General features: G+C 70.5%; 18 protein-coding genes. 9 read left to right on the top strand and 9 right to left on the bottom strand.

Annotated elements, in window-relative coordinates:
* Nucleotides 1-17 precede the first annotated feature (17 nt).
* From hsdR to ACFWVE_RS00155, 5 genes are all read left to right on the top strand, one after another.
* Nucleotides 18-2,519: an EcoAI/FtnUII family type I restriction enzme subunit R gene (gene hsdR / locus ACFWVE_RS00175; RefSeq protein WP_384006505.1), complete on the top strand. Its 2,502-nt coding sequence runs from the start codon at nucleotides 18-20 to the stop codon at nucleotides 2,517-2,519.
* Between the two features lie 99 nt (nucleotides 2,520-2,618).
* A complete protein-coding gene (locus ACFWVE_RS00170; RefSeq protein ID WP_384006503.1) occupies nucleotides 2,619-3,221 on the top strand; it encodes a hypothetical protein in 603 nt (200 codons plus the stop codon).
* The gene (locus ACFWVE_RS00165; protein WP_384006500.1) at nucleotides 3,218-4,099 is read left to right on the top strand and encodes a nucleotidyl transferase AbiEii/AbiGii toxin family protein; all 882 of its coding nucleotides are present in this window, start codon (nucleotides 3,218-3,220) and stop codon (nucleotides 4,097-4,099) included. The genes ACFWVE_RS00170 and ACFWVE_RS00165 overlap by 4 nt, the downstream gene beginning before the upstream one ends.
* 50 nt (nucleotides 4,100-4,149) lie before the next feature.
* Nucleotides 4,150-5,658, top strand: coding sequence for an N-6 DNA methylase (locus tag ACFWVE_RS00160; protein ID WP_384006497.1), 1,509 nt, complete (start codon nucleotides 4,150-4,152; stop codon nucleotides 5,656-5,658).
* Nucleotides 5,655-6,788 carry a hypothetical protein gene (locus tag ACFWVE_RS00155; protein WP_384006494.1) on the top strand — a complete coding sequence of 378 codons (1,134 nt, stop codon included), beginning with the start codon at nucleotides 5,655-5,657 and terminating at the stop codon, nucleotides 6,786-6,788. The genes ACFWVE_RS00160 and ACFWVE_RS00155 overlap by 4 nt, the downstream gene beginning before the upstream one ends.
* 13 nt (nucleotides 6,789-6,801) lie before the next feature.
* Here the strand turns inward: ACFWVE_RS00155 and ACFWVE_RS00150 are convergent, their stop codons facing one another.
* The 4 genes from ACFWVE_RS00150 to ACFWVE_RS00135 form a co-directional block, all read right to left on the bottom strand.
* Entirely contained in the window at nucleotides 6,802-7,473 is a 672-nt protein-coding gene (locus ACFWVE_RS00150) for a RadC family protein (RefSeq protein ID WP_384006492.1), read from the bottom strand.
* A 14-nt stretch (nucleotides 7,474-7,487) separates the two neighbouring features.
* Nucleotides 7,488-9,170 carry a DUF262 domain-containing protein gene (locus ACFWVE_RS00145; RefSeq protein ID WP_384006489.1) on the bottom strand — a complete coding sequence of 561 codons (1,683 nt, stop codon included), beginning with the start codon at nucleotides 9,168-9,170 and terminating at the stop codon, nucleotides 7,488-7,490.
* A 121-nt stretch (nucleotides 9,171-9,291) separates the two neighbouring features.
* Complete coding sequence (locus ACFWVE_RS00140; RefSeq protein WP_384006486.1) at nucleotides 9,292-9,489, bottom strand: DUF397 domain-containing protein; 198 nt, start codon at nucleotides 9,487-9,489, stop codon at nucleotides 9,292-9,294.
* Nucleotides 9,449-10,297, bottom strand: coding sequence for a helix-turn-helix domain-containing protein (locus ACFWVE_RS00135; RefSeq protein WP_384006484.1), 849 nt, complete (start codon nucleotides 10,295-10,297; stop codon nucleotides 9,449-9,451). Before ACFWVE_RS00135 ends, ACFWVE_RS00140 begins: the two co-directional genes overlap by 41 nt.
* A gap of 107 nt (nucleotides 10,298-10,404) precedes the next feature.
* Here ACFWVE_RS00135 and ACFWVE_RS00130 point away from each other — a divergent pair, with 107 nt between their 5' ends.
* Together ACFWVE_RS00130 and ACFWVE_RS00125 are read left to right on the top strand one after the other, a co-directional pair.
* The gene (locus ACFWVE_RS00130) at nucleotides 10,405-10,848 is read left to right on the top strand and encodes an ATP-binding protein (protein WP_384006481.1); all 444 of its coding nucleotides are present in this window, start codon (nucleotides 10,405-10,407) and stop codon (nucleotides 10,846-10,848) included.
* Nucleotides 10,845-11,444 carry a TetR/AcrR family transcriptional regulator gene (locus ACFWVE_RS00125; protein WP_384006478.1) on the top strand — a complete coding sequence of 200 codons (600 nt, stop codon included), beginning with the start codon at nucleotides 10,845-10,847 and terminating at the stop codon, nucleotides 11,442-11,444. The genes ACFWVE_RS00130 and ACFWVE_RS00125 overlap by 4 nt, the downstream gene beginning before the upstream one ends.
* Nucleotides 11,445-11,466: 22 nt before the next feature.
* Here ACFWVE_RS00125 and ACFWVE_RS00120 read toward each other — a convergent pair whose 3' ends face one another.
* Nucleotides 11,467-12,495 (bottom strand): SMP-30/gluconolactonase/LRE family protein, encoded by a 1,029-nt coding sequence (locus ACFWVE_RS00120; RefSeq protein WP_384006475.1) that lies wholly within the window; start codon nucleotides 12,493-12,495, stop codon nucleotides 11,467-11,469.
* A gap of 219 nt (nucleotides 12,496-12,714) precedes the next feature.
* Between ACFWVE_RS00120 and ACFWVE_RS00115 the strand changes: the two genes are divergently transcribed.
* Nucleotides 12,715-14,541 (top strand): flavin-containing monooxygenase, encoded by a 1,827-nt coding sequence (locus tag ACFWVE_RS00115; RefSeq protein WP_384006472.1) that lies wholly within the window; start codon nucleotides 12,715-12,717, stop codon nucleotides 14,539-14,541.
* Nucleotides 14,542-14,560: 19 nt separating this feature from the next.
* Here the strand turns inward: ACFWVE_RS00115 and ACFWVE_RS00110 are convergent, their stop codons facing one another.
* From ACFWVE_RS00110 to ACFWVE_RS00095, 4 genes are all read right to left on the bottom strand, one after another.
* Nucleotides 14,561-15,835 (bottom strand): hypothetical protein, encoded by a 1,275-nt coding sequence (locus ACFWVE_RS00110; RefSeq protein ID WP_384006469.1) that lies wholly within the window; start codon nucleotides 15,833-15,835, stop codon nucleotides 14,561-14,563.
* On the bottom strand, nucleotides 15,832-15,963 hold the full coding sequence (locus tag ACFWVE_RS00105; RefSeq protein ID WP_384006466.1) for a hypothetical protein: 132 nt from the start codon (nucleotides 15,961-15,963) through the stop codon (nucleotides 15,832-15,834). The genes ACFWVE_RS00110 and ACFWVE_RS00105 overlap by 4 nt, the downstream gene beginning before the upstream one ends.
* Entirely contained in the window at nucleotides 15,960-20,141 is a 4,182-nt protein-coding gene (locus ACFWVE_RS00100; RefSeq protein ID WP_384006463.1) for an SNF2-related protein, read from the bottom strand. The genes ACFWVE_RS00105 and ACFWVE_RS00100 overlap by 4 nt, the downstream gene beginning before the upstream one ends.
* Nucleotides 20,142-20,824: 683 nt before the next feature.
* Complete coding sequence (locus ACFWVE_RS00095; RefSeq protein WP_384006460.1) at nucleotides 20,825-21,448, bottom strand: TetR/AcrR family transcriptional regulator; 624 nt, start codon at nucleotides 21,446-21,448, stop codon at nucleotides 20,825-20,827.
* 99 nt (nucleotides 21,449-21,547) lie between these two features.
* Between ACFWVE_RS00095 and ACFWVE_RS00090 the strand changes: the two genes are divergently transcribed.
* The gene (locus ACFWVE_RS00090) at nucleotides 21,548-22,702 is read left to right on the top strand and encodes an epoxide hydrolase family protein (RefSeq protein WP_384006457.1); all 1,155 of its coding nucleotides are present in this window, start codon (nucleotides 21,548-21,550) and stop codon (nucleotides 22,700-22,702) included.
* Nucleotides 22,703-23,003: the final 301 nt, after the last annotated feature.

Here is a 23,003-nt window from a genome sequence, read left to right as displayed (position 1 = left end):
GAAGTACACCTGTGTCCATGGGGACCGACGCATACAAGTTGAACGAGGACGAGACCTGCAAGCGATTCGTCCTTCCTGCTCTGCGGGCAGCGGGGTGGAGCGAGAAGCAGATCCGTCCGCAGTACCGGATCAATGATGGTCGGTTGGTGCCGACGCGTAGGCGCCACAAGCGGGGGGTGGCCCTGGCCGCCGACTATGTGCTCGAATACATCCCCGATGTGCCGATCGCCGTGGTGGAGGCCAAGCGCTACCGGCTCAGCGAGGAGAACGGGGTGGAACAGGCTCGCCGTTACGCGCGCAAGCTGGGCCTGTCCTTCGCGTACGCCACCAACGGCCGCAACATCGTGGAGATCGACTTCAGCGGGGACAAGCCGGCCATCCGGCCTGTCGACCGGTTTCCGTCGCCCGCCGACCTCTGGGCGCGCTTCCTGCGTGATCAGGGAGTCCGTGGCACCGAGGCGGGCGAGGAGCTGATGTCGGCTCCGTACGACTACACCCTCCGGAACACCGACAACTCGGTGAAGCGCCCGCGTTACTACCAGCGGGTCGCCATCACCCGGGCACTCGCGGCGCTTGCCCGTGACGAGCGCCGCATCCTGCTCGTGCTGGCCACCGGTACGGGCAAGACCATGCTCGCTCTCCAACTGGTGGCCCGGCTCTCCAAGGTTCCCGGAGCGTTCGGAGGGCGCAAGCCCCGGGTGCTCTACCTCGCGGACCGCAACATGCTGGTCGACGACCCCAAGGACCGTTACTTCCTGCCGGTGTTCGGCGAGGACGACGTCCACAAGATCGGTGGCGGTGAGGCCAAGCGCGGCCGGAAGATCTACTTCGCGCTCTATCAGTCTCTGGAGCAGGGGGAGGTGCAGACCGAGCTGTTCCGGGAGTACCCGCCGGACTACTTCGACATCGTCATCGTCGATGAGTGCCACCGGGGCAGTGCGAGCAGCGACTCGCGGTGGCGCAAGGTGCTGGAGCACTTCTCGCCCGCTGCGCAGATCGGGCTGACTGCCACGCCGGTCAGGGACAGCGGAAAGAAGACCGACACCTTCGACTACTTCGGCAACCCCGTCTACACGTACTCGCTCCGGGACGGTATCGAGGACGGTTTCCTCTCGCCCTACCGGGTGCGCAGGGTCCGGTTGAACGTGGATGTGGAAGGTTACCGACCCGATCCGGGCAAGAAGGATGTCTACGGCCGCGAGATCCCCGACGATCTGTACGGCCCGAAGGAGTTCGAGCGGGTCATGGTGATCCTGGAGAGGACCGAGACGGCGGCTCAGTACCTCATCGACTACCTTCGCAAGAACGCCGAGGAGGGACGGCTGGGCAAGACGCTCGTGTTCTGCGAGAACAATGACCACGCCGGCCGGATGCGTACCGCTCTGCACAACATCGCCTCCGACGAGGTCGCCGTCCTTCCGGACTTCGTCAAGCGGATCACCAGCGCGGACTGGCCCCATGTCGGTGAGTCCCTGGAGGAGTTCCGGAAGGCGGATTCCAGCCAGCCGGTCATCGCGGTGACGTCCAAGTTGCTGTCCACGGGTGTGGATCTGCCCGCGGTGCGCAACGTGGTGCTGTTCCGGCGGATGGCCTCCATGCCGGAGTTCAAGCAGGTCATCGGGCGTGGCACCCGGCTGTGTCCGGAGATCGGCAAGGAGTCGTTCGACATCATCGACTTCGTGGAGGCGACCCGGCTCTTCGAGGACAAGGCGTTCGACGGCCCGCCGTTGAAGCTGCTCCAGGAGACGGCCGATGAGCAGGGCGAGCTGGTGGATGTCGAGGACATCACTCCGCCGGCCGAGGAGGCGGACGACCGTGACGGAGAGTCGGTCGCCGAGCCGCAGGCGGAGTACGAGCAGCAGGACGGCGGCTCGTTCGACCTGGACGGAGGCGACGGCGACACGGTCACCGACCAGGACGAGGTCGATCGCATCCAGGCGCGCGGCAAGCGCTACCGGGTGCGTGGTGTGGACGTCTACAAGCTGGGCGAGCGGCGTTATCAGCTCGCTGACGACGGCGTGACCATGCGGCTGGTGAGCGTCGAGCAGTGGGTGCACAACCAGGTGCTCGAACTGGACCTGGATCCAGCACAGTTGCGTACCCAGTGGGCGCGGGCCAAGAGCCGTGCCGTCCTGATGGAAGCCCTCCGGGAGGCCGACATCGATGTGGAGGAACTGCCCGAGGAACTGGGCAAGCCCGACGTGGACCCGGTGGACCTGCTGGTGAGCGCGGCCTGGGAAGGGCTCGCCGTGGTGAGCCGGGACGAGCGGCTGACCTGGTTCCGCCGGGAGCACGGAGAGTTCCTGGACTCCTTCGGGGAGCAGGCCCGGGAAGTGCTGGAGGCGATGCTGGTGAAGTTCGCCGAGGCGGGGTCCCCGCAACTGAAGGTGGACACATTGAAGGTGCCGCCCTTCGACTCGATGGGCCGCGTGGTCGACCTGACCCGGCGGTTCGGTGGCCCCCGCGAGGCGCATGAGGCCATAGACCAGTTGGCGGCCCGCCTTCTGTCGGCTGTGTAGGCGGCACGCTCGGGAAACAACAAAAATACTTTAGTTCTGCGTCAACATTTCTCGTCAAACTGAAGTGGTGTTTGAGTTATGTGATACTGCTAGGGTGGCATGGTGCTCAGAGACCGTACGGACAGCCGCGCAGCCCTCTGGCGGACCGCCGCCGGACAGCGCGGCTACTTCACCGCCGCGCAGGCGCTGGAAGCCGGCTACTCGTACCAGGCTCAGCGTTATCACGCCCAGCACGGCAACTGGCTGGTGATCGACCGGGCTCTCTACAGGTTCCGGGAGTTCAGCGATCTGCCGGGTGAGGGGGATGAGCAGCTGGTGCGCTGGTCGCTCTGGAGCAAGGGGAGGGCGGTCGTGTCGCACGCGACCGCCCTCGCCGTCCATGACCTCGGTACGGCCAACCCGTCTCGCATCCACCTCACCGTGCCGCGTCGCTTCCGGCAGAAGTCGGACGTGGTGATCTTGCACCGTGCGGAGCTGGTGGATTCGGACGTCGAGGACCGGGCGGGCTACCGGGTGACGGTCCCGTCTCGTGCGATCGCCGAGTGTGCGGCGGACGATGACGACCAGGACGTGATCGACGGTGCAGTGGCCGATGCGCTGGAGCAGGGGATCGTGACCCGCCGGAGACTGCTGCATGCGGCACAGCTGCTGGGCGCACGTGCCGAACTGGGTGTGGAGCGAGCTTTGGGGGCACTGTCGTGACCGGCCGCTACCGCGACGCCACGGACCTGCGCCGGGCGCTGGAGGCGCGGTTGAAGCAGGACGCGGACGTATCCGGCACCGATCTGAGCCGCCGCCGTCGCCTTGTCGTCTTCGACCGGATGGCGGCGCGTCTCGCGGAGGACCCGGTCGGCGGCTGGGTCCTCAAGGGCGGTGCGGCGATGGAGTTCCGGCTGACCGGCCGCGCTCGCACCACCAAGGACTTGGACCTGGCGCTGCGGCCCGAGGACGGTTCGGGCGCCGACGGCGACGAGGTCCGGGAGCTGCTGATCGAAGCCCTGTCCGCCGACCTCGACGGGGACTGGTTCCGCTTCCGTGTCGGTGCGCCCGTCCCGCTGACCGCGGACACGGCAGGGCGGGGAGGCTGGCGGTTCTCCGTCGAGGCGCATCTCGGGGGAAAGCTCTTCGCGGGCGTCCGCGTGGACGTGGTGGACCGGGGTGAGGAGATCGCCCGGACCGAGCGCCTTCCACTCCCCCACGCCCTTGCTTTCGCCGGCATGCCACAGCGGACGATAGAGGCGGTGGACCGCCGCCAGCACTTCGCGGAGAAGCTGCACGCTTTCACCCGCGACTACGGCGGCCGGCCCAATACGCGCGTCAAGGACCTCGCGGACCTCGTCCTGCTGGCCGAGGACGGCCTGCCCGGGGACGCGGCGCTGGTCACGGCGGTGCGGCATGTCTTCACCGTCCGGGGCACCCACGACGTCCCGCACGAGCTCCCCGACCCGCCGCCCCGGTGGCGCGACAGCTACCCGGAGCTGGCGCAGGAGCTGACCACGGGTATCCCGCCGACGCTGGACGCGGCACTCGCGCTGGTGCGCGGACTGTGGGCGGCGGCCCTCGCCGATGAAGCACGTTGACGAACCATCTACCTCTTCCCGACCCGAACAGAGAGACCGGCTGAGCTGACATGGCAGCGACCACGAAGAAAACGGCGGAGAAGTCCCCGGGCACATCCCAGGCACGTCTCGCCTCCCTGATCAAGTCCGCGCGCGACACGATGCGCAAGGACGCCGGGATGAACGGCGACCTGGACCGGCTGCCCCAGCTCTCCTGGCTGCTCTTCCTCAAGGCGTTCGACGAGCGCGTGGAGCAGGAGGGCGAGGCGCTGGACCCGGACGGCTACCGGCGGGCGATTGAGGAGCCGTACCACTGGGAGGGCTGGGCGACCGACCCGGACTTCAGCGGTGACGAACTGAAGTCGTTCGTCAACGAGAAGCTCATCCCGTACCTGGCGGGGCTGGTCGGCGATGACGCGGAGGACCCGCGCAACGTCATCTCGACCATTTTCAAGGACGTCGTCAACCGCATGCAGTCGGGCACGCTGCTGCGGGATCTGGTCAACATCGTCAACCAGATCCACTTCGTCTCGACCGACGACATCCACACCATGGCGTTCGTCTACGAGTCGATCCTCAAGGAGATGCGGGACGCGGCCGGCGACTCGGGCGAGTTCTACACCCCGCGTCCGGTCAACCGCTTCATGGTGCAGCAGTCCTTCCTCGAACTGGGCGAGTCGATCCTCGACCCGGCCAGCGGCACCGGCGGGTTCCTGGTCCAGGCGTACGAGCAACTGAAGGGCCAGGTCAAGACGGACACCCAGCGCAGGCGTCTGCACAGGGACATCCGGGGCATCGAGAAGAAGCCGCTGCCGTACCTGCTGGGGTCGATGAACCTGCTGCTGCACGGCATCGACGCACCGCATGTGCGGCGCGGCAACTCGCTGCTGGAGATGCGGAACTCCAACGCCGCCGACAAGGTGAACGTGGTCCTCACCAACCCGCCCTTCGGCGGGGAGGAGGAAGCGACGGTCGTCAAGGCGTTCCCGGACGGCTTCCGCACCCAGGAGACGGCCTGGCTCTTCCTCTACTCGATCCTCGACCAGCTCAAGCTGGGTGGCCGGTGCGCGATCGTCCTGCCCAACGGCAGTCTCTTCGCGACGAGGGAGAACTCCATCGGCGCGAAGATCAAGAAGAAGCTGATGAAGGACTGCAACCTGCACACCGTCGTCCGCCTCCCGCAGGGCGTCTTCGCTCCCTACACGCAGATCCCGTCCAACATCCTCTTCTTCGAGAAGACCGGACCGACGCAGGAGGTCTGGTTCTACGAGGTCCCGCTCCCGGAGGGGCGCCGGGGCTACACCAAGACGAAGCCGATGCGGTTCGAGGAGTTCGAGCCGTGTGTCGAATGGTGGGGCGGCAAGGAGCGCGCGGGGCGCGAGGTGGGCGAGCAGGCGTGGGTCGTTCCCGCGTCGGACATCGTCGCCTCAGGCTTCAACCTGGACATCGCCAACCCGCACGTCGGCGACGACTTGCAGCACCGGACACCGGAAGAGCTGGTGGGCGAGCTGGTGAAGACGGAGACGGAGATTCTGGGACTGCTGAAGGAACTGCGTGCGGGGCTGGGGGAGCAGCGATGACTCTCACCGAGTACGCCGTGGACGACGTGATCACCCTGGTTCGGCGTCCTGTCCTCCCGGAAGGGGACAAGGAGTACCGCGAGATCGGTATTCGTTCGTTCGGTAACGGGATCTTCCACAAAGAGCCCGTCGCTGGTCACGAGATCGCCACTAAGAAGGTTTTCATTATTGAACCCGGCGACCTTGTTTTCAGTAACGTCTTTGCGTGGGAGGGTGCAGTTGCGCTTGCGTCCGACAGCGAGGAGGGAATGATCGGTTCGCACCGCTTCATGACGTACCGCGTTAATGAAGAAATTGCCGATGTGCGGTATCTGCTCCCGTACTTCTATGGAGGGCCGGGGGTTGATGTGATCCGCCAGGCGTCTCCGGGGTCGGCAGGGCGTAACCGGACGCTCGGCATCAAGGTATTCGGTGGTAAGCGTGTAGCTCTGCCTGATCTGGCTGAGCAGCGGCGCGTTGCTGACAAACTCGACACTGCCATGAGTCGGATTGCGCAAGTGGTTCACATGAAAAATACGTCGACTGCGTTGAATCTTCAATACTCCGACGTCCTGTTTCGTGCCATTGAGCGGACTGCGCCGTTGGCTGAGGCTCTGCTTGTGGACAACGATTTTATTGATGTCGAGCCGAACTCTAGTTACCCCATTACTGGAATCTATAGTTTCGGGCGTGGCTTGATCGAGCGACCGGCTATTCAGGGGAGTGATACGGCGTACACGCGCTTTGCGCGTATTCGGTCGGGTCAGATTGTCATGAGTAAGCTGAATGCTTGGGAGGGAGCGCTTGCTGTGGTCGGTAAAGAATTCGCCGACACGTATGTCTCGCCTGAGTATCCTGTCTTCAGTTTGATCGAAGAAGCAGCTGACAGTGAGTACATGGAGCATCTGCTGGCGTGGCCCGAACTGTGGGCCAGACTGACGCCACGCGGGTCCATGGTCCGACGCAAGCGGACTACTCCCTCCACGCTGCTGGCAACCGAGGTCCCGCTTCCGAGCCTCTCCGAGCAGCGACGCATCGCGAAACAGCTCACCCTCGCCCGCAGGGTGGCTGACGGCGGCGCGGCGCAGGTGGAGCAGCTTGCTGCGCTTCGGCGGGCGTTGCTCGACGCCGCTTTCTCCGGGCGGCTGTAGCCAGAGACACGCTTCACTCGGGCGACACCCTTCGCCACGCCCCGTCCGTGACCACCACGTGGTCCAGGAAACGCAGGCCGACCGCCGCAGCCCCCGCCGCCAGGCGAGTTGTGGCGAGGCGGTCGGCCGCGCTGGGGTCGGTGCAACCCGTGGGGTGGTTGTGGGCCACGCCGAAGGATGTGCCGCCCGCCGCGAGAACCAGGGCCAGGACATCGCGGACCGGGATCAGGCTGCGGTCCGTCGCGCCCTCCGTGAGGACGGTCGTGCGCAGGACCGAACCCGACCCGTCGCAGACGACCACGACGACGCGTTCGTGCCGCAGGCCGTGGAGGAGGGGAGCCGCGATTATCGCCAAGTCGGCGGATCCACGTACCTGTTGCCGGGCCGAAGGCGATGGCGGCGCGGCCCGACGGCCCAGCTGGAACGCCGCAGCGACCCGTGCCGCCTTCGCCGAGCCGATTCCGGGCAGGCCGGCTGCCAGCTCGTGCGCGGGGAGCCGGGACAGCGCGTACAGGCCGCCGTGCCGGTGGATCAGCCGCCCGGCCAGTTCCACCGCGTCCTGGCCGGGGACTCCCGCGCCCAGCAACAACGCGAGCAGTTCACGGTCGGACAACGCCTCCGCGCCCCGGGCCAACAACCGTTCGCGCGGCCGGTCCCGGGCCGGAACGTCCCGCATGCGCACCATCGCCCCGCACCTCCTCAGTCCACCGAGTCCCGGTCGAGGGGCTCTGAGCCGGCGGCTACCGGCGGGTCGGACTCCAGGTCGGGCGAAGGAGCGAACACGTCTCCGTCTCCGCTGCTTCCCGCCGCCGAGCCGATGAGCTCCATGAGCCGCCGATGCAGCGTCTTTGACCGGGCCCGCAGGAAAGCGTCGTAGTCGTCACGCAGTGCGGCCTGGTAGGCGTCCTCTTCGATCAGGCAGGTGCGCAGGCGCTCCCGCAGGACGTCCTCGCCGTGCCAGACGGCGAGGTCCCTGAGGTAGGCGGAGGGGCGGCGGTCGGAGATCCAGTTGTTGGTGATCGCGCTGAGCATGATCAGGTTGCCGCAGACGTTGTCCTTCCCCGATTTCACCCCTTCCTTCTTCAGGTACGCGCGCGGGAAGAAGTGGTGGAACTGCTTACCGTTCTGCCAGGACAGCGCGTCGGCCACGTCGATGACGAGGCCCGTGTTCAGGTCGACCGGCTTCTCGTACGACATCAGCAGCACCAGAAGCTTGCTGGGGGCGTTCTGCCGGGAGAACTGCGCACGCTGCCAGAGGAGGGCTCGGGGAAGGGCGGCTGCCGTCTCGACCTCCGCCGAGCGCCCCGCCGCGAACTCGGTGACGGCCGACAGGTCCGGCCCCATCTGCGACTCCCGCCACCCCTTGAAGTACTCGCTGCTCGCCGTCAGCCAGAACCAGCGCGTCACGGCCTCGTACTGGGCCGCCGTCGGCTTGGGCAGCTGCCTGAACAGCTCGACCAGGACGGCGAACTGGTTGTAGTAGGGCAGTGCTTCGGCCTGCGGTGTGCGGATCTGGGTGGAGAGGAAGTCCACGGCTCGTGCGGCCGCCTTCCCCGCGTCGGCGACGGCGGCCTGGAGCTGCTGACGGCTGAGGCCGCGCAGCTCGTGGATGGACTTGGTGGAGAAGCCGAAGCCCGCCGCCGCCGAGATCGTCCGCAGCATGGTCTTGGCGTCGACCCGGCCGTACTTCTTGGCGTCGAGCACTTGGAGAAGCTGCTCGATCTCGTCCTTGAGGTCGAACTCCTTCGACCAGGTGCCGGCCCGGATCAGGTCGACGATGTCCATGGACGTGCCCGTGCTGTTGATCCGCTCGAAGATCCGGGCCGAGTCCTCCTCGGAGACATCGAGCAGCGTCACCATCGGCACCTGGTAGTGCGCGAACTGCTCACTCAGTGCTTGGGCACGGCGTTGAAGCTCGCTGCTGGGGTTGTACCGCTGAATCCACGCGAGGATCGCGCCGACCGAGGTGAGGTCCCGGACCGGGAGGATGTGCGGCCCGGTCGGGGCCTCCTCCGTGAGGTGCAGGAACTCCTCGCGCTCCAGGTCGTACGCGATCTCCCATATCGCCCCGGAACCGTGCAGCGCGCCGACCAGGCTGGCCAGCCGCTGCTGCCCGTCGAGGACGTAGTGCACCGGGGCGCCCTCGTGCTGGGGCACGGTGTCCAGGCCCGCGATCTCATGCCCGCTGGCCAGCTTGGCCGTCGTACGCCACATGAGAAGGCTGCCGATGGGGTAGTTCCGGCGCACCGAGTCGAGCAGGTACAGGATCTGCTGCGGGGTCCACACGAACGCCCGTTGGAACTTGGGTAAAACGATGTCGCCCGACAGAACCCGCGAAGCGAGTGAGGTGATGGGCGCGATCGTGGGCTCGGGCGCGCGCACCCGAGCCGCAGACGTCGATGACGTTCCCAACGTGTTTCCCCCTACCTGATGGCCTCCGCCGCACGAGCGACCACGCAGTCGAGAGTAGGGGGTGCCACTGACAGTCGAACGGGTCTGTGGATTACCGCAGACCGTCGACGAATGCTCGCCAGGCGTCGACGCCGACGGTGACGACCGGGCCGGACGGGTCCTTGCTGTCGCGGACGGGGACGGCGCCGGTGGGGCAGCCGTCGGCGACCTCGACGCAGTCGCCGCCAGTGTTGCCGCTGTAGCTGGACTTACGCCACTGGTTGTTCCTCGGGCTGGGGGCGGTCTCCATAGCGGTCCTCCATCAGGCGGGCGATCAGTTCCGCCGAGTCCTCCACGGAGAGGGCAGCGGCCTGCACGCGAGCGTAACGGAGCGCGGCCTCTTTGATGGTTTCGGAGTTGGCCGTCATGTGGCCGGAGATGACGTCCTCTGTGTAGACCACATCCGGATCTTCTTCGAAGCGGAGGAAGTTGAACGAGCCAGCGAGGCTGGCGTGTTCGCCAGCCTTGTTCGGCAACACCTGCACATGCACCCATCGATGACCGGTGAACCTCAACAAGTGAGCCAGTTGGCGTCGCATGACACCAGTGCCGCCGATCGGCCGGTGCAGCACCGCCTCATCCAGGACCACCCAGACCAGCGGCGGCTGTTCTCGTTCCAAGATGCGCTGGCGTTCCATCCGGGCGGTCACCAGACCTTCCAGATCGTCCGGCGCTCCGGTGGCGAGCACCGCCCGCGCGTACTCCTCCGTCTGCAACAGCCCGTACACCACCTGCGCCTGATACGTGGAAATGTACGCCGCCTTCGCCTCCATCTCCGCGTACGGCTGGAACCACGTGGGCAGTTGGCTGCGCAGGACCAGGCCGATCAGGCGGGAGAAGAGACCGTCCGTGCCGAGGGCCGCGTCCACGCGTTCGGAGAAGTCGCGGGTGGGAACCTTCTTCGTGGTCTCGATCTGGCAGATCAGCGAGCCCGTACAGAAGATGATCTCGCCGAGCTGTCCCTGCTTGAGGCCGTGGGCCTCGCGTTGGCGGCGCAGTTCCCAGCCGTAGTAGTCGAGTGGGGACGCCGTGGGGTCGAGCGTCTGGATGTTGGCCACGGTGGTGCCTCCGGCCTGAAACGCCTCTCGGCGTTGATTTCTTTGCGTAGCCGATCGTATGCGCTGCGTTGCAATCTGGTGATGTGAATCACGCAACTGGTCCGCGTATGACGGACTTCGAGACGCACTATCGGGCCGAGTTCGCGTTGGGTGAGCACTCGGTCCGGCATCTGCGCCGCATCCTGCGGCTCTATCTCAAGGGTTCGGGCCTGCTGGAGGTGGCCGACGCGGCCGAACTCGCGGTGTCGGAACTCCTCGCCAACGTCGTCCGGCACGTACCCGGCCGTCGTTGTGGCATCTGCTTCCTTCTGCTGCCCGGCGTGGTGCGGGTGGAGGTCTCCGACAGTTGCCCGCGACTGCCCGTTCCGACGGCGGGGGACACGCTTGCCGACGGTGGGCGCGGGCTGCTGCTCGTCCAGGCGGTGACCGACAGGTGGGGCGTTACGCCATCTCCGGCCGGTGCCGGCAAGACCGTGTGGTTCGAGTGCGACGTCAAGCCGACGTTTGGGACGGCAGTGTCGCGCGAGCATTGCCGTACTCTGCCGGGATGACGCAGCACCCCGTGCCGGACCCGCGGCGGCCCGCGAACGACGGGCCGAAGGCCGCCGCCCGCAACCGTGCCGCGCTGGTCACCGCCGCCCGGGAGATCTACGCGGAGCACGGTCTGGACGCCCCGCTGTCCGCGATCGCGCGCCGCGCCGGGGTCGGGCAGGGCGTCCTGTACCGGCACTTCCCCGACCGGAGCGCGGTGACGACCGCCGTACTGGAGGAGAACGTCCGGGAGGTCGAACAGGCGGCCGCGGCCGAGGACGCGACCCTCGCCGGTGTGCTCGGTGTGCTGACCTGGCACCTGAAGGAGTCGGCGGCGTTCATCGGTCTCCTGCACGCCGACGGATCGGACAGCCGTTCCGCCGTCCGCACGCACGCCCTCGCCCTGGCCCTGTCCCGGCGGGTCGAACACGCCCTGCGCGCACACCTGCCGGACGCCGGCCACCGGCTGGCCACGGCGGACGACCTCATGCTCGCCGTCGCCATGGTCTCCGGCGCCGTCACCGGCCCCTCCCACGAGGAGCGGGAGCGCAGGGCGCTGGCGGCCTGGCGGCTCCTCGGCGTCGAAGTGGGTCCGGTGCGGCCCTTCTACGGGTAGAGGGTCTTTCCGGCCGGGAGCGTCAGCCGCCGTTGGACTGCCGGGTGCCTTCCGCCAGCGCGTCGAAGGCGTAGAGGTACCCGCCCGCGGGCCCGCTGACGGTCATGTAGGCCCTGGTCCCGCCGGGCGTGATCGCCACGTTCGTCGCCGACTCGAGGCCCGCGGCGGCGCGCGCGGGCACCTCGACCGTCGCCAGCCGCTCACCGTGCCGGTCGTACACGGCCATCGCGGGCCGGCCGTGCAGCCCCTGGTAGAGGTTGCCGTCCGCGTCCACGGCGATCGAGTCGGTCTGCGCGATCCCGCCGTCGACCCGGATCGCGGTGTGCCGGGCGGTGACCCCGCCCTCGCGGCCGACGGGGAGGTAGGAGATCCGGTTCTCCGTCAGTTCGCTGAACCACAGCCCGCGGTACTCCGCGTCGAAGGAGATCCCGTTCGTCGCGGCCAGTCCGTCGGCCAGGACGGTGGCCTGCCCGCCGTCGCGGTCGATCCGCACCACACGGCCGAGCGCCCTGCCCTCGGTCAGGCCGCGCGAGTCGCTGACGTACAGGTGGCCGTCCTCGTCGAAGGCGAGGTCGTCGGGGTTCATCGGGGCTCCGTCGACCTCACCGGAGAAGAAGGTCCGCAGGTCGCTGCCGTCCGGGTTCAGGCTGACCACCTCTCCGTGCGCGAAGTCGGTCAGGTAGAGCCGCCCGTCGTACGGGCTGAACTGCGCGGAGGTGTACGCCCCGCGCCCGTCGGTGTGGACCGCCCGCTTCGTCTTCCTCCGGACATCGACCCGCATCACCTTCGGCTCGCCCTCGGGCGCGGTGACGTCGACGACGAACAGACCGCCGTCCGCGCCGAAGACCGGCCCCTCCAGCAGCGTCATCCCGGTCTGCTCGTGCACCTCGGTCAGTTGCATCACCTGCTGCGCGCGAAGGGTCCGGCCGCCCGCACCGGGGGCCCCGGCCGTCTGCTCGCCGACGTCACCCGTCTGCGTACCGCATCCGGTGAGGGCGAGGGCGCCGACGGTGGCGAGCACGGCGAGGGAACGGAGGGGGAGTCGTCGCATGGGGGTCACTCTTCCTGTCGGCTGTCGGCTGTCGGCTGTCGGCTGTGGGGGTGGGGCGGGAGGTGCCGGCGGCAGTGAGGCGGAGACGGGTCAGTACGCGCCACTGCGCGTCCGAATCTCAACCGGACAGTGTTGTCCGGTAGTTGCTACCGTAGCGGAGCCGACGGCCGCACAGGTCGATGCGGCCGGAACAACAGAGGATTGAGGCAGGCCCCCCACATGACGATCCCTCGCACGATGTCCCACCAGGCGCCCTCCTCCGAAGAACTGGAGGCGCTGAGGCGGCGCTACCACGCCGAGCGCGAGCGACGCGTACGCCCGGACGGTGCCGCCCAGTACCAGGCCACCGAAGCAGAGTTCGGCTACTACGCCGCCGACCCGTACGTCGGTGAAACCGCCGAGCGCGAGCCGCTGCACGACACGGTCGACGTCGCCGTGGTCGGCGGCGGATTCGGCGGCATCCTCGCCGGGGCGCGGCTGCGGCAGCAGGGTGTGCGGTCCGTCCGCGTCGTCGAGACGGGCGGCGACTTCGGGGGCACCTGGTACTGGAACCGGTACCCGGGCATCCACTGCGACATCGAGGCGCACGTGTACCTGCCGATGCTCGACGAGACCGGATACGTCCCGGAGTGGAAGTACGCCCCGGGGGAGGAGATCCGCCGCCACGCGGTGCGCGTCGCCCGGCAGTTCGACCTCTACGAGCACGCCCTGTTCTCGACCTCGGTCACCTCGCTGACCTGGGAGGAGGCATCCGGGACGTGGATCGTGGCCACCGATCGCGGTGACGCCTTCCACGCCACGTACGTCGTCACCTCCACCGGCACCCTCTCCACGCCGAAGCTTCCCGGGATCCCCGGCATCCAGGACTTCGAGGGGCACACCTTCCACACCTCGCGGTGGGACTACGCCTACACCGGCGGAACCCCGGACGGCGGGATGACCGGCCTCGCGGACAAGCGGGTGGGCGTCGTCGGCACCGGCGCCACCGGCATCCAGGTCATCCCGATGCTGGCCGAGGACGCCGCCCACGTCCACGTCTTCCAGCGCACCCCGTCCACCGTGGACGTGCGCGCCAACCGCCGCACCACCGCCCGGGACGTCGGCGCCGACCGCGACGGCTGGGCGGCCGAGCGCCGTGACAACTACCTCCGCATCGTCTCCGGCGAACCCGCCGACGAGGATCTCGTCGCCGACCGCTGGACCGAGTCGGCCGGCCTCCTGGAAAAGCTCCTGCCGAGCTTCCGCCGCCAGGGCGACCGGGCAGCCTTCGAAGCCGCCTACGAGGCCGCCGACGCCGCGAAGATGAACGAACTCCGTGCCCGCGTGGAGGAGACGGTCACCGACCCGGACACGGCGGAGAAGCTCAAGCCCTGGTACCGGTACGCCTGCAAGCGCCCCACCTTCTCCGACCGGTACTACCAGGCGTTCAACCGCGACAACGTCACCCTGGTCGACACCGCGGACACCCACGGCATCGAGCGCGTCACCGAGAACGGCGTCGTGGTCGGCGGCGTCACGTACGAACTCGACTGCCTGATCTTCGCCACGGGCTTCTCCGTCGGAACCTCGGGCGTCCTCTCCGGCAAGCTCCCCGTCCACGGCCGCGGCGGCACCCAGCTCCTGCACGCGTGGGCGCAGCAGGGTCCGCGCACCCTGCACGGCTTCACCAGCAACGGTTTCCCGAACCTCATCCAGATGGGATCCCTGCAGAACGCCAGCAGCGTCAACTTCACCCACATCCTGGACGAACAGGCCGTCCACGCCGCCGCTCTCGTCGCCGCCGCCGAAGCCGGGGGCGCCCTCGTCGAACCGCCCCGCGAGCTCGAGGACGCCTGGCTCGCCACCCTGGCGAAGGACGCCCCCGACCACGAGTGGTTCCACGCCGACTGCACCCCCGGCTACTACAACCGCGAAGGCCGGGGCCGGCCCAACGGCCCCACCGCCTATCCCCACGGCGCCCACGCCTTCCACCAACTCCTCAAGCAGTGGCGCGAGGACTCCCTCGACGACATCCTCCGACCGAGGACGCCGGCCCGGGACCGGTGAGCCGACGGGTGGGGGGACGCTATGAAGTACGCCGGTTCGTGCGCCCCGCGGCGCGTGCGGCGCGGTAGGCCCGGGCCGGGTCGGCGGACGGGCCGGGGACGGGCTGCCAGACGCCGTACGGGGCGCGGTAGGGGTGCCAGCGCCCGTCCGGCCCGTACCTGAGCTGGATGCCGGCGGCGTCGTCGGTGAGCCGGTTGTGCTCGCACCCGATGGGAGCCGTGGCGGCGGGGCGCAGCGGCTGGATGCGGGCCTGGGCGTCGGCGAGGACGTCGTGGTCGACGGTGAACGGCTCGAGGTAGGCGGCTGCTCCGCCCGGTCCGCCGTGGGTGTGGGCGAGTTGGTAGTGACCGAGGCCGATGAGGTCGAGGCCGAGACGGTCCATGGCGGCCTGCCGGAACGGCGCCCCGTGCGGCAGGGCCAGGAAGCGCGCGATGTCGCTGCCGGGGTCGGTGCCGGGGCCGCTGCCGGGGCCGGCCGGGAGTTCCTGCCCCTCGGGGAGGGCGCCGTCGAGAAGGGCTCCGGCGCGGTGGGCCGCGTCCGTCGCCAGCGCGTCCAGGGCCTCGGCCGCGGGCAGCGGGGCAGGGGGCTCGGGGAGTGAACCGGTCGGCACCGGGCGTGCTCCCGTGAGGTCGAGGTCGACCGGGTCGGGGACCTGCGGGGCGGGCGGGCCCGGCGGGTCCGGCTCGGTGGCCTGGGCCGGGACCAGGGTCGGGGCCGTGGCGGCGGGTGGCGCCCCGGACACCGGGGTCCCGGCCTGCCCGGAGTCCGCGCCGTTCGAGCGCAGGCGCTTCTTCACGTACTGGTGGGGGCGGCCGCGCAGCGTGAACAGCGGGGCGGGCGTGGTGCGCAGCCGTTCGGCGAGGAGCATGCCGAGGGCGACGGAGTGCGGACACGCGGCGTTCGCGGCGTCGAGGGCGCAGGTGCAGGTGTGGGAGATGTCCTGCGGGCCGGGGACGAGGGCGACGCCGCCGGTGTGTGCCGGGTCGGTGAGCCGGTCGCTGACGGCGGCGGTTCCGGCGACGGCCGCGGCGTCGGGACGTGCGCGGATCGCGGTCTCGACACGGTCCCATTCGGCGTCCGTGAGTTCGGCGACGAGCAGCCGGGGCCGGGCGACGCGACCGCCGGGCAGGGGGAACTTGGTCGTGGCGAAGCCCCGGTTGACGTTGAGCGGGCCCGCCTCGTCGGTGAGGAGCAGGCGCCGTGCCGCGTCCAGGAGCGCGGGGTCCCCGGCGGCCCGGGCGAGGGCGGCGGTCAGGGCGTGGGCCCATCCGGCGGTGGTGTGCGGGACGCTCATCGGCGTTCCCCCAGGGCCACGAGGTCGGCCGGTTTCCGGTTGGTGAGCCGGGTGGGTGCTTGGTGCCCGCCGGTCGGGGCGGCGGTGGGGGCGTGGGCCCATTCGGCGGTGGTGTGCGGGACGCTCATCGGCGTTCCCCCAGGGCCACGAGGTCGGCCAGCTCCCGGTCGGTGAGCCCGGTGAGCGCCCGGTCCCCGCCGGTCAGGACGGCGGAGGCCAGGGCGCGCTTACGGGTGAGGAGCTCGTCGATGCGGTCCTCGACGGTGTGCCTGGTGATCAGACGGTGCACGGTGACGGTCCGGTGCTGGCCGATGCGGTGGGCGCGGTCGGTGGCCTGGTCCTCGACGGCGGCGTTCCAGCTGCGGTCGTAGTGGACGACGTGGGCGGCACGGGTGAGGGTCAGACCGGTCCCGGCCGCTCTGAGGGACAGGACCATCACCGGGTGCCGGCCGGCCTGGAAGGCGTCGACCATACGCGTCCGTTCGGCCAGGGGCGTCGCCCCGTGCAGGAAGAGCGGGTCGTGGCCGAGATGGGTGAGGTGGGCGGTGAGCAGGTGGCCCATGGCGACGTAGCTGGTGAAGAGCAGTGCGGCCTCGCCGCTCGCCCGGATCGTCTCCAACAGGTCGACGAGGGCCGCGGTCTTGGCCGAGCGTGCCGTGAACGCGGGTGACTCGCCGCTGGTGGGCGGCTGTTCACGCAGGTAGTGGGCGGGGTGGTTGGTGATCTGCTTCAGCGCGGTCAGGAGCTTGAAGACCAGGCCGTTGCGTTCGATGCCGCGGGCGTCCTCGATCTGCTGCAGGGTCTCGCGGACGACCGCCTCGTACAGACCGGCCTGCTCGGTGGTCAGCTGCACCGGGCGCGGCCGGTCGATCTTCGCCGGGAGCTCGGGGGCGATGCCGGGATCGGTCTTGCGGCGCCGGAGCAGGAACGGGGCGACGACCCGGCCCAGTTCGGCGGCCTCTGCGCCGTCGGGGTTCTTCTCCGCGGCGTTCGCCCACCGGGACCGGAACGCCGTCAGCGGGCCGAACAGGCCAGGGTTGGTCCAGTCGAGCAGCGCCCACAGCTCGGACAGGTTGTTCTCCACCGGGGTGCCGGTCAGTGCCAGGCGGGTGGTGGAGGGCAGGGCGCGCAGCCGGCGGGCGGTGGCGGAGGCGGGGTTCTTCGCGTGCTGGGCCTCGTCGGCGATGACCAGGGCCCAGTGCCGCTCGGCGAGGCGGGCGGCGTCGCGGCGCAGCAGGTCGTAGGTGGTGACCACCAGCGTGGTGTCGGTGACCGTTTCCAGCGTGCGTTCGGCGCCGTGGTAGGCGACGGCCGGCAGGTGGGGGGCGAAGCGGGCGGCCTCGCGGCACCAGGTGGCCACCAGGGAGGCAGGGCAGACCACCAGTGCCGGGCCCGGACCGTACCGCTGGTGGTGCAGGGTGAAGGCGAGCGCGGTGAGGGTCTTGCCCAGCCCCATGTCGTCGGCGAGGACGGCGCCGAACCCGAGGCGTGTGGTGTGCGCGAGCCAGGTCAGGGCCCGTTGCTGGTAGCCGCGCAGGGCGGCCGTCAGCCCGGCGGGGACGGGCACCGCCTCGGGATGGTGTTCGCCCCGACGCAGCACACCGATCATGTCGGCGAGCGGTCCGGCGGGCCGGCAGGCAACCGTGTCGTCGGCGACGGTGACGGTGCCCGTCAGGGCGGCGGTCAGCGCCTGCGTCCCGGGCAGCCGGCCCAGGAGCCGGTGGCGGGCACGGCGCCGGAGCACCGGGTCGGCCAGCACCCACTGTCCGCGGACGCGTACGAGCGACCGGGCCGCTTCGGCGAGGGCGTCCATCTCCTCCTCGCTGAGGTCGGCGCCGTCGAGAGCGACCTGCCAGCGGAAGTCGAGCAGCGCCGTCACGCTGAACCGCGGCCGTTCCCCGGACACCCGGCCGGGCCCGCCTTCCTCCTCCCCGTCCGGCGTGCCGACGACCGCGGCCGCCGACAGGGCGGTGCGCAGCCGTTCGGGCCACACCACCCGTACACCCGCTCCGATGAGTCCGGCCTCCTGCTCCAGCAGCGCGGCGATGCCGCCGGAACGCAGGACGCACTGCCGCGGGTTCTCCTCACCGGCCAGTGCGGCCAGCGCGGCCAGTGCCGGATTCAGCCGCGCGGCCCGGCGCAGGACCCGCCGTACCCGCGGCCGGACCGTATCGGCGCCTTCTCCGCCGACGCGCGCGGCGCCGGCCCACACCTGGGCGGCGGCCACCTCGTCCGGTGTGCCTGGGGCGGAGTCCGCGGAGGTGCAGGCCGCCGGGGCCAGGTACAGGTCGGCGGTGAGCCGGCCCGCGGCGGCCTGCTCACCGCCGGGCGGCCGGATCCGCAGGACCAGCCGCGGGGCCGGGCCGCCGTCGGCCAGGTCCTCCACCCCGTCCAGCCAGCCGCGCACCGCCCCCTGCGCCCCGGCGGTGACCGGGCCCGGTACGGGCGCCGTCCAGGGGCCGGCCCCGCACAGGACGGCAGCCGGGGTGCGTACCAGCGCGTCGGCCACCGCGTCGCAGCAGGCGAGGATGGCCTGGCGCGCGCTCATACCGGACCCGGGACCGGGGGGACCGGACGACAGGACGGCGCCGGGCGGCGCCGCGGCGGCGAGCGCCGTCAACGCGGCCTCGGCGTCCGCCGGGACCGGACCCACGCGCCATACCGCGTGCCCATGCTCGTCGAGTGCGGGATGGACGAGCCGGGCGCGGACGAGCTGCAGGGCGATGTGCACCGCCCGCTGCCAGAACACCGCGGTCGGGTCCGCTCCGGCACCGGCCCGGTGCACCGCGGGCAGGCCGTCGGCGAGCCCTACCCGCCACCCGGCGGCGGGCGGGGCGGACAGGCCGGTCACCGGCAGCGCACGGGAGCCACCGTCCCGCACCCACCACACCGCCGGGCCCGCGCCCCGGGCGGGCACGAACGACACCGGGCAGCCCGCGGCAACCGCCTCGTGCAGCCGGGCCGGCGAGGGGGCGGCGGGCGGCGTGGCCGCGGGGCCCGGCCCCGGGGAACGCCGGTCATCCGCGCCACCGGGGCCGCCGAGGGTGCCTACGGCGTCGGCGGCGTCGACGGAGGCGAGCTTGCGCAGCAGTTTCAGCGCCGCGGCTCCGCGTGCCGCGTTCTTGTCCGGGCCGACCGCGGTGGCCTGGACCCGCAGGCCACTGGCGCGGTGGCGGCAACGGTAGGTGCACTCCACACGCGATCCCAGGACCCGCAGCGTCGACTCGGGCTTGGTGATCGCCTCCCGCTGACAGTGCTTGTTGAGCGTCTTGACCGGGTCCTGGCCCTGCGCGGGGACCGTGATGCGTACGGTCCCGGCCCGCTCGTCCTCGACCTGCGGGGCGGGTTCCGGCAGGCCGGCCAGTTCGGCGAGCAGCGCGCAGCAGGCGTAGTGCTTGGCCGTCCGACGTGACCGGGCGGTCCGTTCCGGTCCGGTCCGGGTGCGTTCCGCCCGCAGTAGGGCCCGCACGCGGTGGCGGCCTCCGGCGGGGTCCGGCTCCTCCTCGTAGGACAGGCAGTCCCCATCACCCCCGCCGTGCTGTTCGGCGTACCAGTGCAGCAACCGGGCCGGAGCCGGAGGCATCGCCGCGGCACGCCGAAGTGCCGCCGTACGCGTCTTCGTCCACTCCTTGCCCCGGGCGGTGAGGAGCAGCAGGTACAGGTCGCGGTGGCGCAGCCGTCCCGTGCCGGCCCGGCGCAGGGCTTCCTCCTCCAGCTCCGGACCGGGCCCCCGCCCGGCCGACAGGGCGCGCAGCAGGCGGTGTTCGAAGACTTCCGTCAGCATGCCCGGCAGGACAAGGCGCCCGGCCGCTCCGTCCCGGCCCGGCTCCCGGCCCGGCTCCCGGCCCGGCTCCCGGCCCGGCGGTTCGACGCCGGCCAGAGCTGCCAGCAGGGCGAGCGCCGCCCGGTCCTTCGCCTCCCGGCCGGTACGGGCCTGCCGGGCGGGCCCGGTGACCTGTGCGCCCGCGGGACCGACCACGGCCGCGAACGCGGCACCGGTGCCGCCGCGTTCCGGTGGGACCTCTTCGTACCGAGGGGGCGGCAACACCTCGACCTGGGTGTGGGTGAGAAGAACGTGCCGCGCCGACTCCACGTCGTCGGCCAGGACGTCGATCACGGCTCGGCGCACCGGCTGCCAACCCGGCAGGTGCGCCGTCCCCAGGAGCACCAACCGCATGTCACGCGCCGTCAACAGCCCGGCGCGGAGACGCCGCACCGCCTCGTCGGCCACCGCGGGGTCGTCCCCCGCCGACCCGACGAATCTCCCGAGTGTCTCGTGCCACGGGTCGGCGTCCGGCGACCTCACGTCCCGACCGGTCGACGCCGCCTCCACGCGCGAACCGGCTGCAGCCGTAGAACCCACTCCCACTCCCCATCGCCCCGGCCTGGCAGCACCGGACCCGATCACTTTAAGCGAGTGGCTCGTTACCGTGAGCCAGATCGCCGACACTGTCGCGCCCGACACCGCCCCCGCCTCCGGCACCGGCCGGGCCGGGCCGGTGGGGGACCGCAGCCGTGTCCATGGCTTCGCGTCCGTGTCTGACGCGGCGGTGTGCCAGAGCGGGTGGGCGGTACGGTGAGGCGCCCACGTGCCCGAGGGGATGCCGAACTCGCCGACGACCACATGCGCCACGGCCAGGGGCATGCCTGTCTGACGGTCAACCGCCACCCCTTCGTGCTCCCGCCGAAGCTCGCCCGCCTCATGGGCGAGCAGCTCCAGCGCGGCCCCCGCCCGGCGCGGCAACACGGCCGGGCGCAGATGCCTCTTGCCCGGTCACAGCCCTGGACGTCCGCGCAACCCCCTCGGCCACGCCGGCCCTCTGAGACGCCACGGTCTGCCCGCCCGCGCAGCACGGAGCACCGCCATGACGGACGGCCCTGGTGGACCTGCCGCCCATGGTCGTCGCCGACCTGCTCGGCATCCACCCCGAGCCGGCCGAACGCGGGGCCACCCTCGTCGGCGGGGACCGGTCCGAATGCTGGGCGGTGCTACGGGCCGCACCGCGGGGCCGGCTGGGCAGGGCGCATGGTTTCTCCGTCTGGCCGCAGGTCGGCGTGGCGGAGTCCGGCGAGTGCCACAGCCAGGGCGCGCCGCCACCGGTGGGGGGCGTGTTGCCGTGAGGCGTCCATCACGGCGCCCACCATGAGGTGGACGGTCTCGAGGTCGCCGGGGGTCACTCCGGGCGGCAACCGGCCGGCGCGGACCGCGCGTTCGACGAGCTGTGCGACCAGTTCCGCGATGCGGGCGCAGCCCTGCGCCAGGTGGGCGGTCCCCTGCTGTCCGCCGCGCAGCAGTTCACCCAGGGCGCGGTTGTCGGCTTCGAGTTCGAACTGCCGCTCCATGAACCAGGTGAGGCCGCTCCAGGGGTCGTCGGTCCGGCACGCCTGCTGGGCAAGGGCGACCACGGCATCGACGTGTTCGGTGAACAGGGCGTCCACGAGATCCTGGCGGTCGGGGAAGCGGCGGTACAGGGTGCCCATGCCGCTTCCGGCCGTGCGGGCGATCTCCTCGTACGGCACCCGCAGCCCGTCGCGGGCCATGAGTTCCCGTGCCGCCTCCAGCAGGCGCTGCCGGTTGCGCTCGGCGTCACGGCGCAAGGGACGTTCGGTCATGCGGCCGACCCTACCAAGTGGAGACCACTCTCCTAAGTTGAAGAGTTCTTCCACTTTGTGGTTTGGTGGCACCGACCACACCACTACGAGGAGGCGGTCATGCCCTCACTGCCCACGACAGTCGAAGCCTTCCCGATTGAGGTCGACGAGCGGGAACTCGACCGGCTCGCCCGTCGGCTGGCCGATACCCGCTGGCCGGACCGGGAGACCGGCCCCGACCAGGGCCCGGAACTGGAGCGCATCCGCGCGCTGTGCGCACACTGGGCCACCGATTACGACTGGCGCCGCTGCGAGAAGGACATCAACGGCATCGGGTCGTTCCGTACCGTCCTGGACGGCGTCGGCGTGCACTTCCTGCACGCCCGCTCGCCCGAGCCGTCGGCGATGCCCCTCCTGCTGTGCCACGGCTGGCCCGGGTCCGTCCTGGAGTTCCGGCACCTGGTCGGGCCGCTGACCGATCCCGTCGCGCACGGCGGCCGGGCCGAGGACGCCTTCCACGTCGTGATCCCCTCAATGCCCGGCTTCGGTTTCTCCGACAAGCCCACCGTCCCCGGGTGGGGTGTTTCCCGTACCGCCGTCGCCTGGATCGAGCTCATGGACCGCCTCGGCTACCGCGAGTGGGTCGCACAGGGCGGCGACTGGGGATCGGCCGTCGTCGAGGCGATCAGCCGCAAGGCGCCCGAGGGGCTTCTCGGCATGCACGTCAACCTGCCGCTGGTGTTCCCCACCGACCAGGAGATCGAGGAGGCGACACCCGACGAGCAGCGCATGCTGGACAAGGCGGAGCGCTACCGGAGCGTGCTCGACGGCTACTCCCGGGAGCAGGCCACCCGGCCGCAGACCATCGGCTATTCCCTGGCCGACTCACCCGCCGGACTGGCCGCCTGGATCTACACCCTCTTCCAGGACGTCACCGACAGCGGCGGCAACCCCGAGGCGGTCGTCCCGCGCGACGAGATCCTGGACGACATCATGATGTACTGGCTGCCCAACGCGGGCCCCTCCTCCGCACGGCTGTACTGGGAGGCACGCCAGGAACCGGGAGGCGTACCCGGGCCGAACCCCACGCCGGCCGGGTTCAGCATCTTCCCCGGCGAGGCCGTGCAGGCATCGCGCCGTTGGATCGAGCGGCGTTACTCCAACGTCCTGCACTACCGCCGGCTCGATCACGGAGGACACTTCGCGGCTCTCGAACAGCCCGCCGTCCTGACCGACGAGATCCGCACCACCTTCCGGTCGCTGCGCCGCGGATGAACCAGCCCGGCCCCTGCCTTTCGCGAGGCACGCGGCGGCGCAGCCGCGTCCCGGCCGCTCCGCCCGTACTCCGGTCCGGGCCACCACGACTGGCAGCCCCCGCGCGGTCGGGGTCTTGCGGGTCCGGTGAAGAAAGTCCGTCGCTCTTCCGCGTGAAAACAATGCTGCAGGGCGGGCCGGCGGCAACGGCAGCCGGCTGCGGCACTCGCCGGATTTCGGCAAGTCGTTCCGACCGGCCGATCACGAGCCGTTGATCAGCAGTGCAGCTCCCCGAACACCCATGAAGGAGAAGGTGTCTTTA

The organism is Streptomyces sp. NPDC058632 (assembly GCF_042717095.1).
Classification (GTDB): Bacteria; Actinomycetota; Actinomycetes; order Streptomycetales; family Streptomycetaceae; genus Streptomyces.
This window is presented reverse-complemented; position numbering and strand designations above follow the sequence as displayed.

Coding starts and splice junctions, on each gene's coding strand:
- hsdR (WP_384006505.1), top strand. CDS start 18: ATGGGGACCGACGCATACAAGTTGAACGAGGACGAGACCTGCAAGCGA.
- ACFWVE_RS00125 (WP_384006478.1), top strand. CDS start 10,845: ATGACGCAGCACCCCGTGCCGGACCCGCGGCGGCCCGCGAACGACGGG.
- ACFWVE_RS00155 (WP_384006494.1), top strand. CDS start 5,655: ATGACTCTCACCGAGTACGCCGTGGACGACGTGATCACCCTGGTTCGG.
- ACFWVE_RS00170 (WP_384006503.1), top strand. CDS start 2,619: ATGGTGCTCAGAGACCGTACGGACAGCCGCGCAGCCCTCTGGCGGACC.
- ACFWVE_RS00115 (WP_384006472.1), top strand. CDS start 12,715: ATGACGATCCCTCGCACGATGTCCCACCAGGCGCCCTCCTCCGAAGAA.
- ACFWVE_RS00160 (WP_384006497.1), top strand. CDS start 4,150: ATGGCAGCGACCACGAAGAAAACGGCGGAGAAGTCCCCGGGCACATCC.
- ACFWVE_RS00090 (WP_384006457.1), top strand. CDS start 21,548: ATGCCCTCACTGCCCACGACAGTCGAAGCCTTCCCGATTGAGGTCGAC.
- ACFWVE_RS00150 (WP_384006492.1), bottom strand. CDS start 7,473: ATGGTGCGCATGCGGGACGTTCCGGCCCGGGACCGGCCGCGCGAACGG.
- ACFWVE_RS00105 (WP_384006466.1), bottom strand. CDS start 15,963: ATGAGCGTCCCGCACACCACCGCCGAATGGGCCCACGCCCCCACCGCC.
- ACFWVE_RS00110 (WP_384006469.1), bottom strand. CDS start 15,835: ATGAGCGTCCCGCACACCACCGCCGGATGGGCCCACGCCCTGACCGCC.
- ACFWVE_RS00120 (WP_384006475.1), bottom strand. CDS start 12,495: ATGCGACGACTCCCCCTCCGTTCCCTCGCCGTGCTCGCCACCGTCGGC.
- ACFWVE_RS00095 (WP_384006460.1), bottom strand. CDS start 21,448: ATGACCGAACGTCCCTTGCGCCGTGACGCCGAGCGCAACCGGCAGCGC.
- ACFWVE_RS00130 (WP_384006481.1), top strand. CDS start 10,405: ATGACGGACTTCGAGACGCACTATCGGGCCGAGTTCGCGTTGGGTGAG.
- ACFWVE_RS00140 (WP_384006486.1), bottom strand. CDS start 9,489: ATGGAGACCGCCCCCAGCCCGAGGAACAACCAGTGGCGTAAGTCCAGC.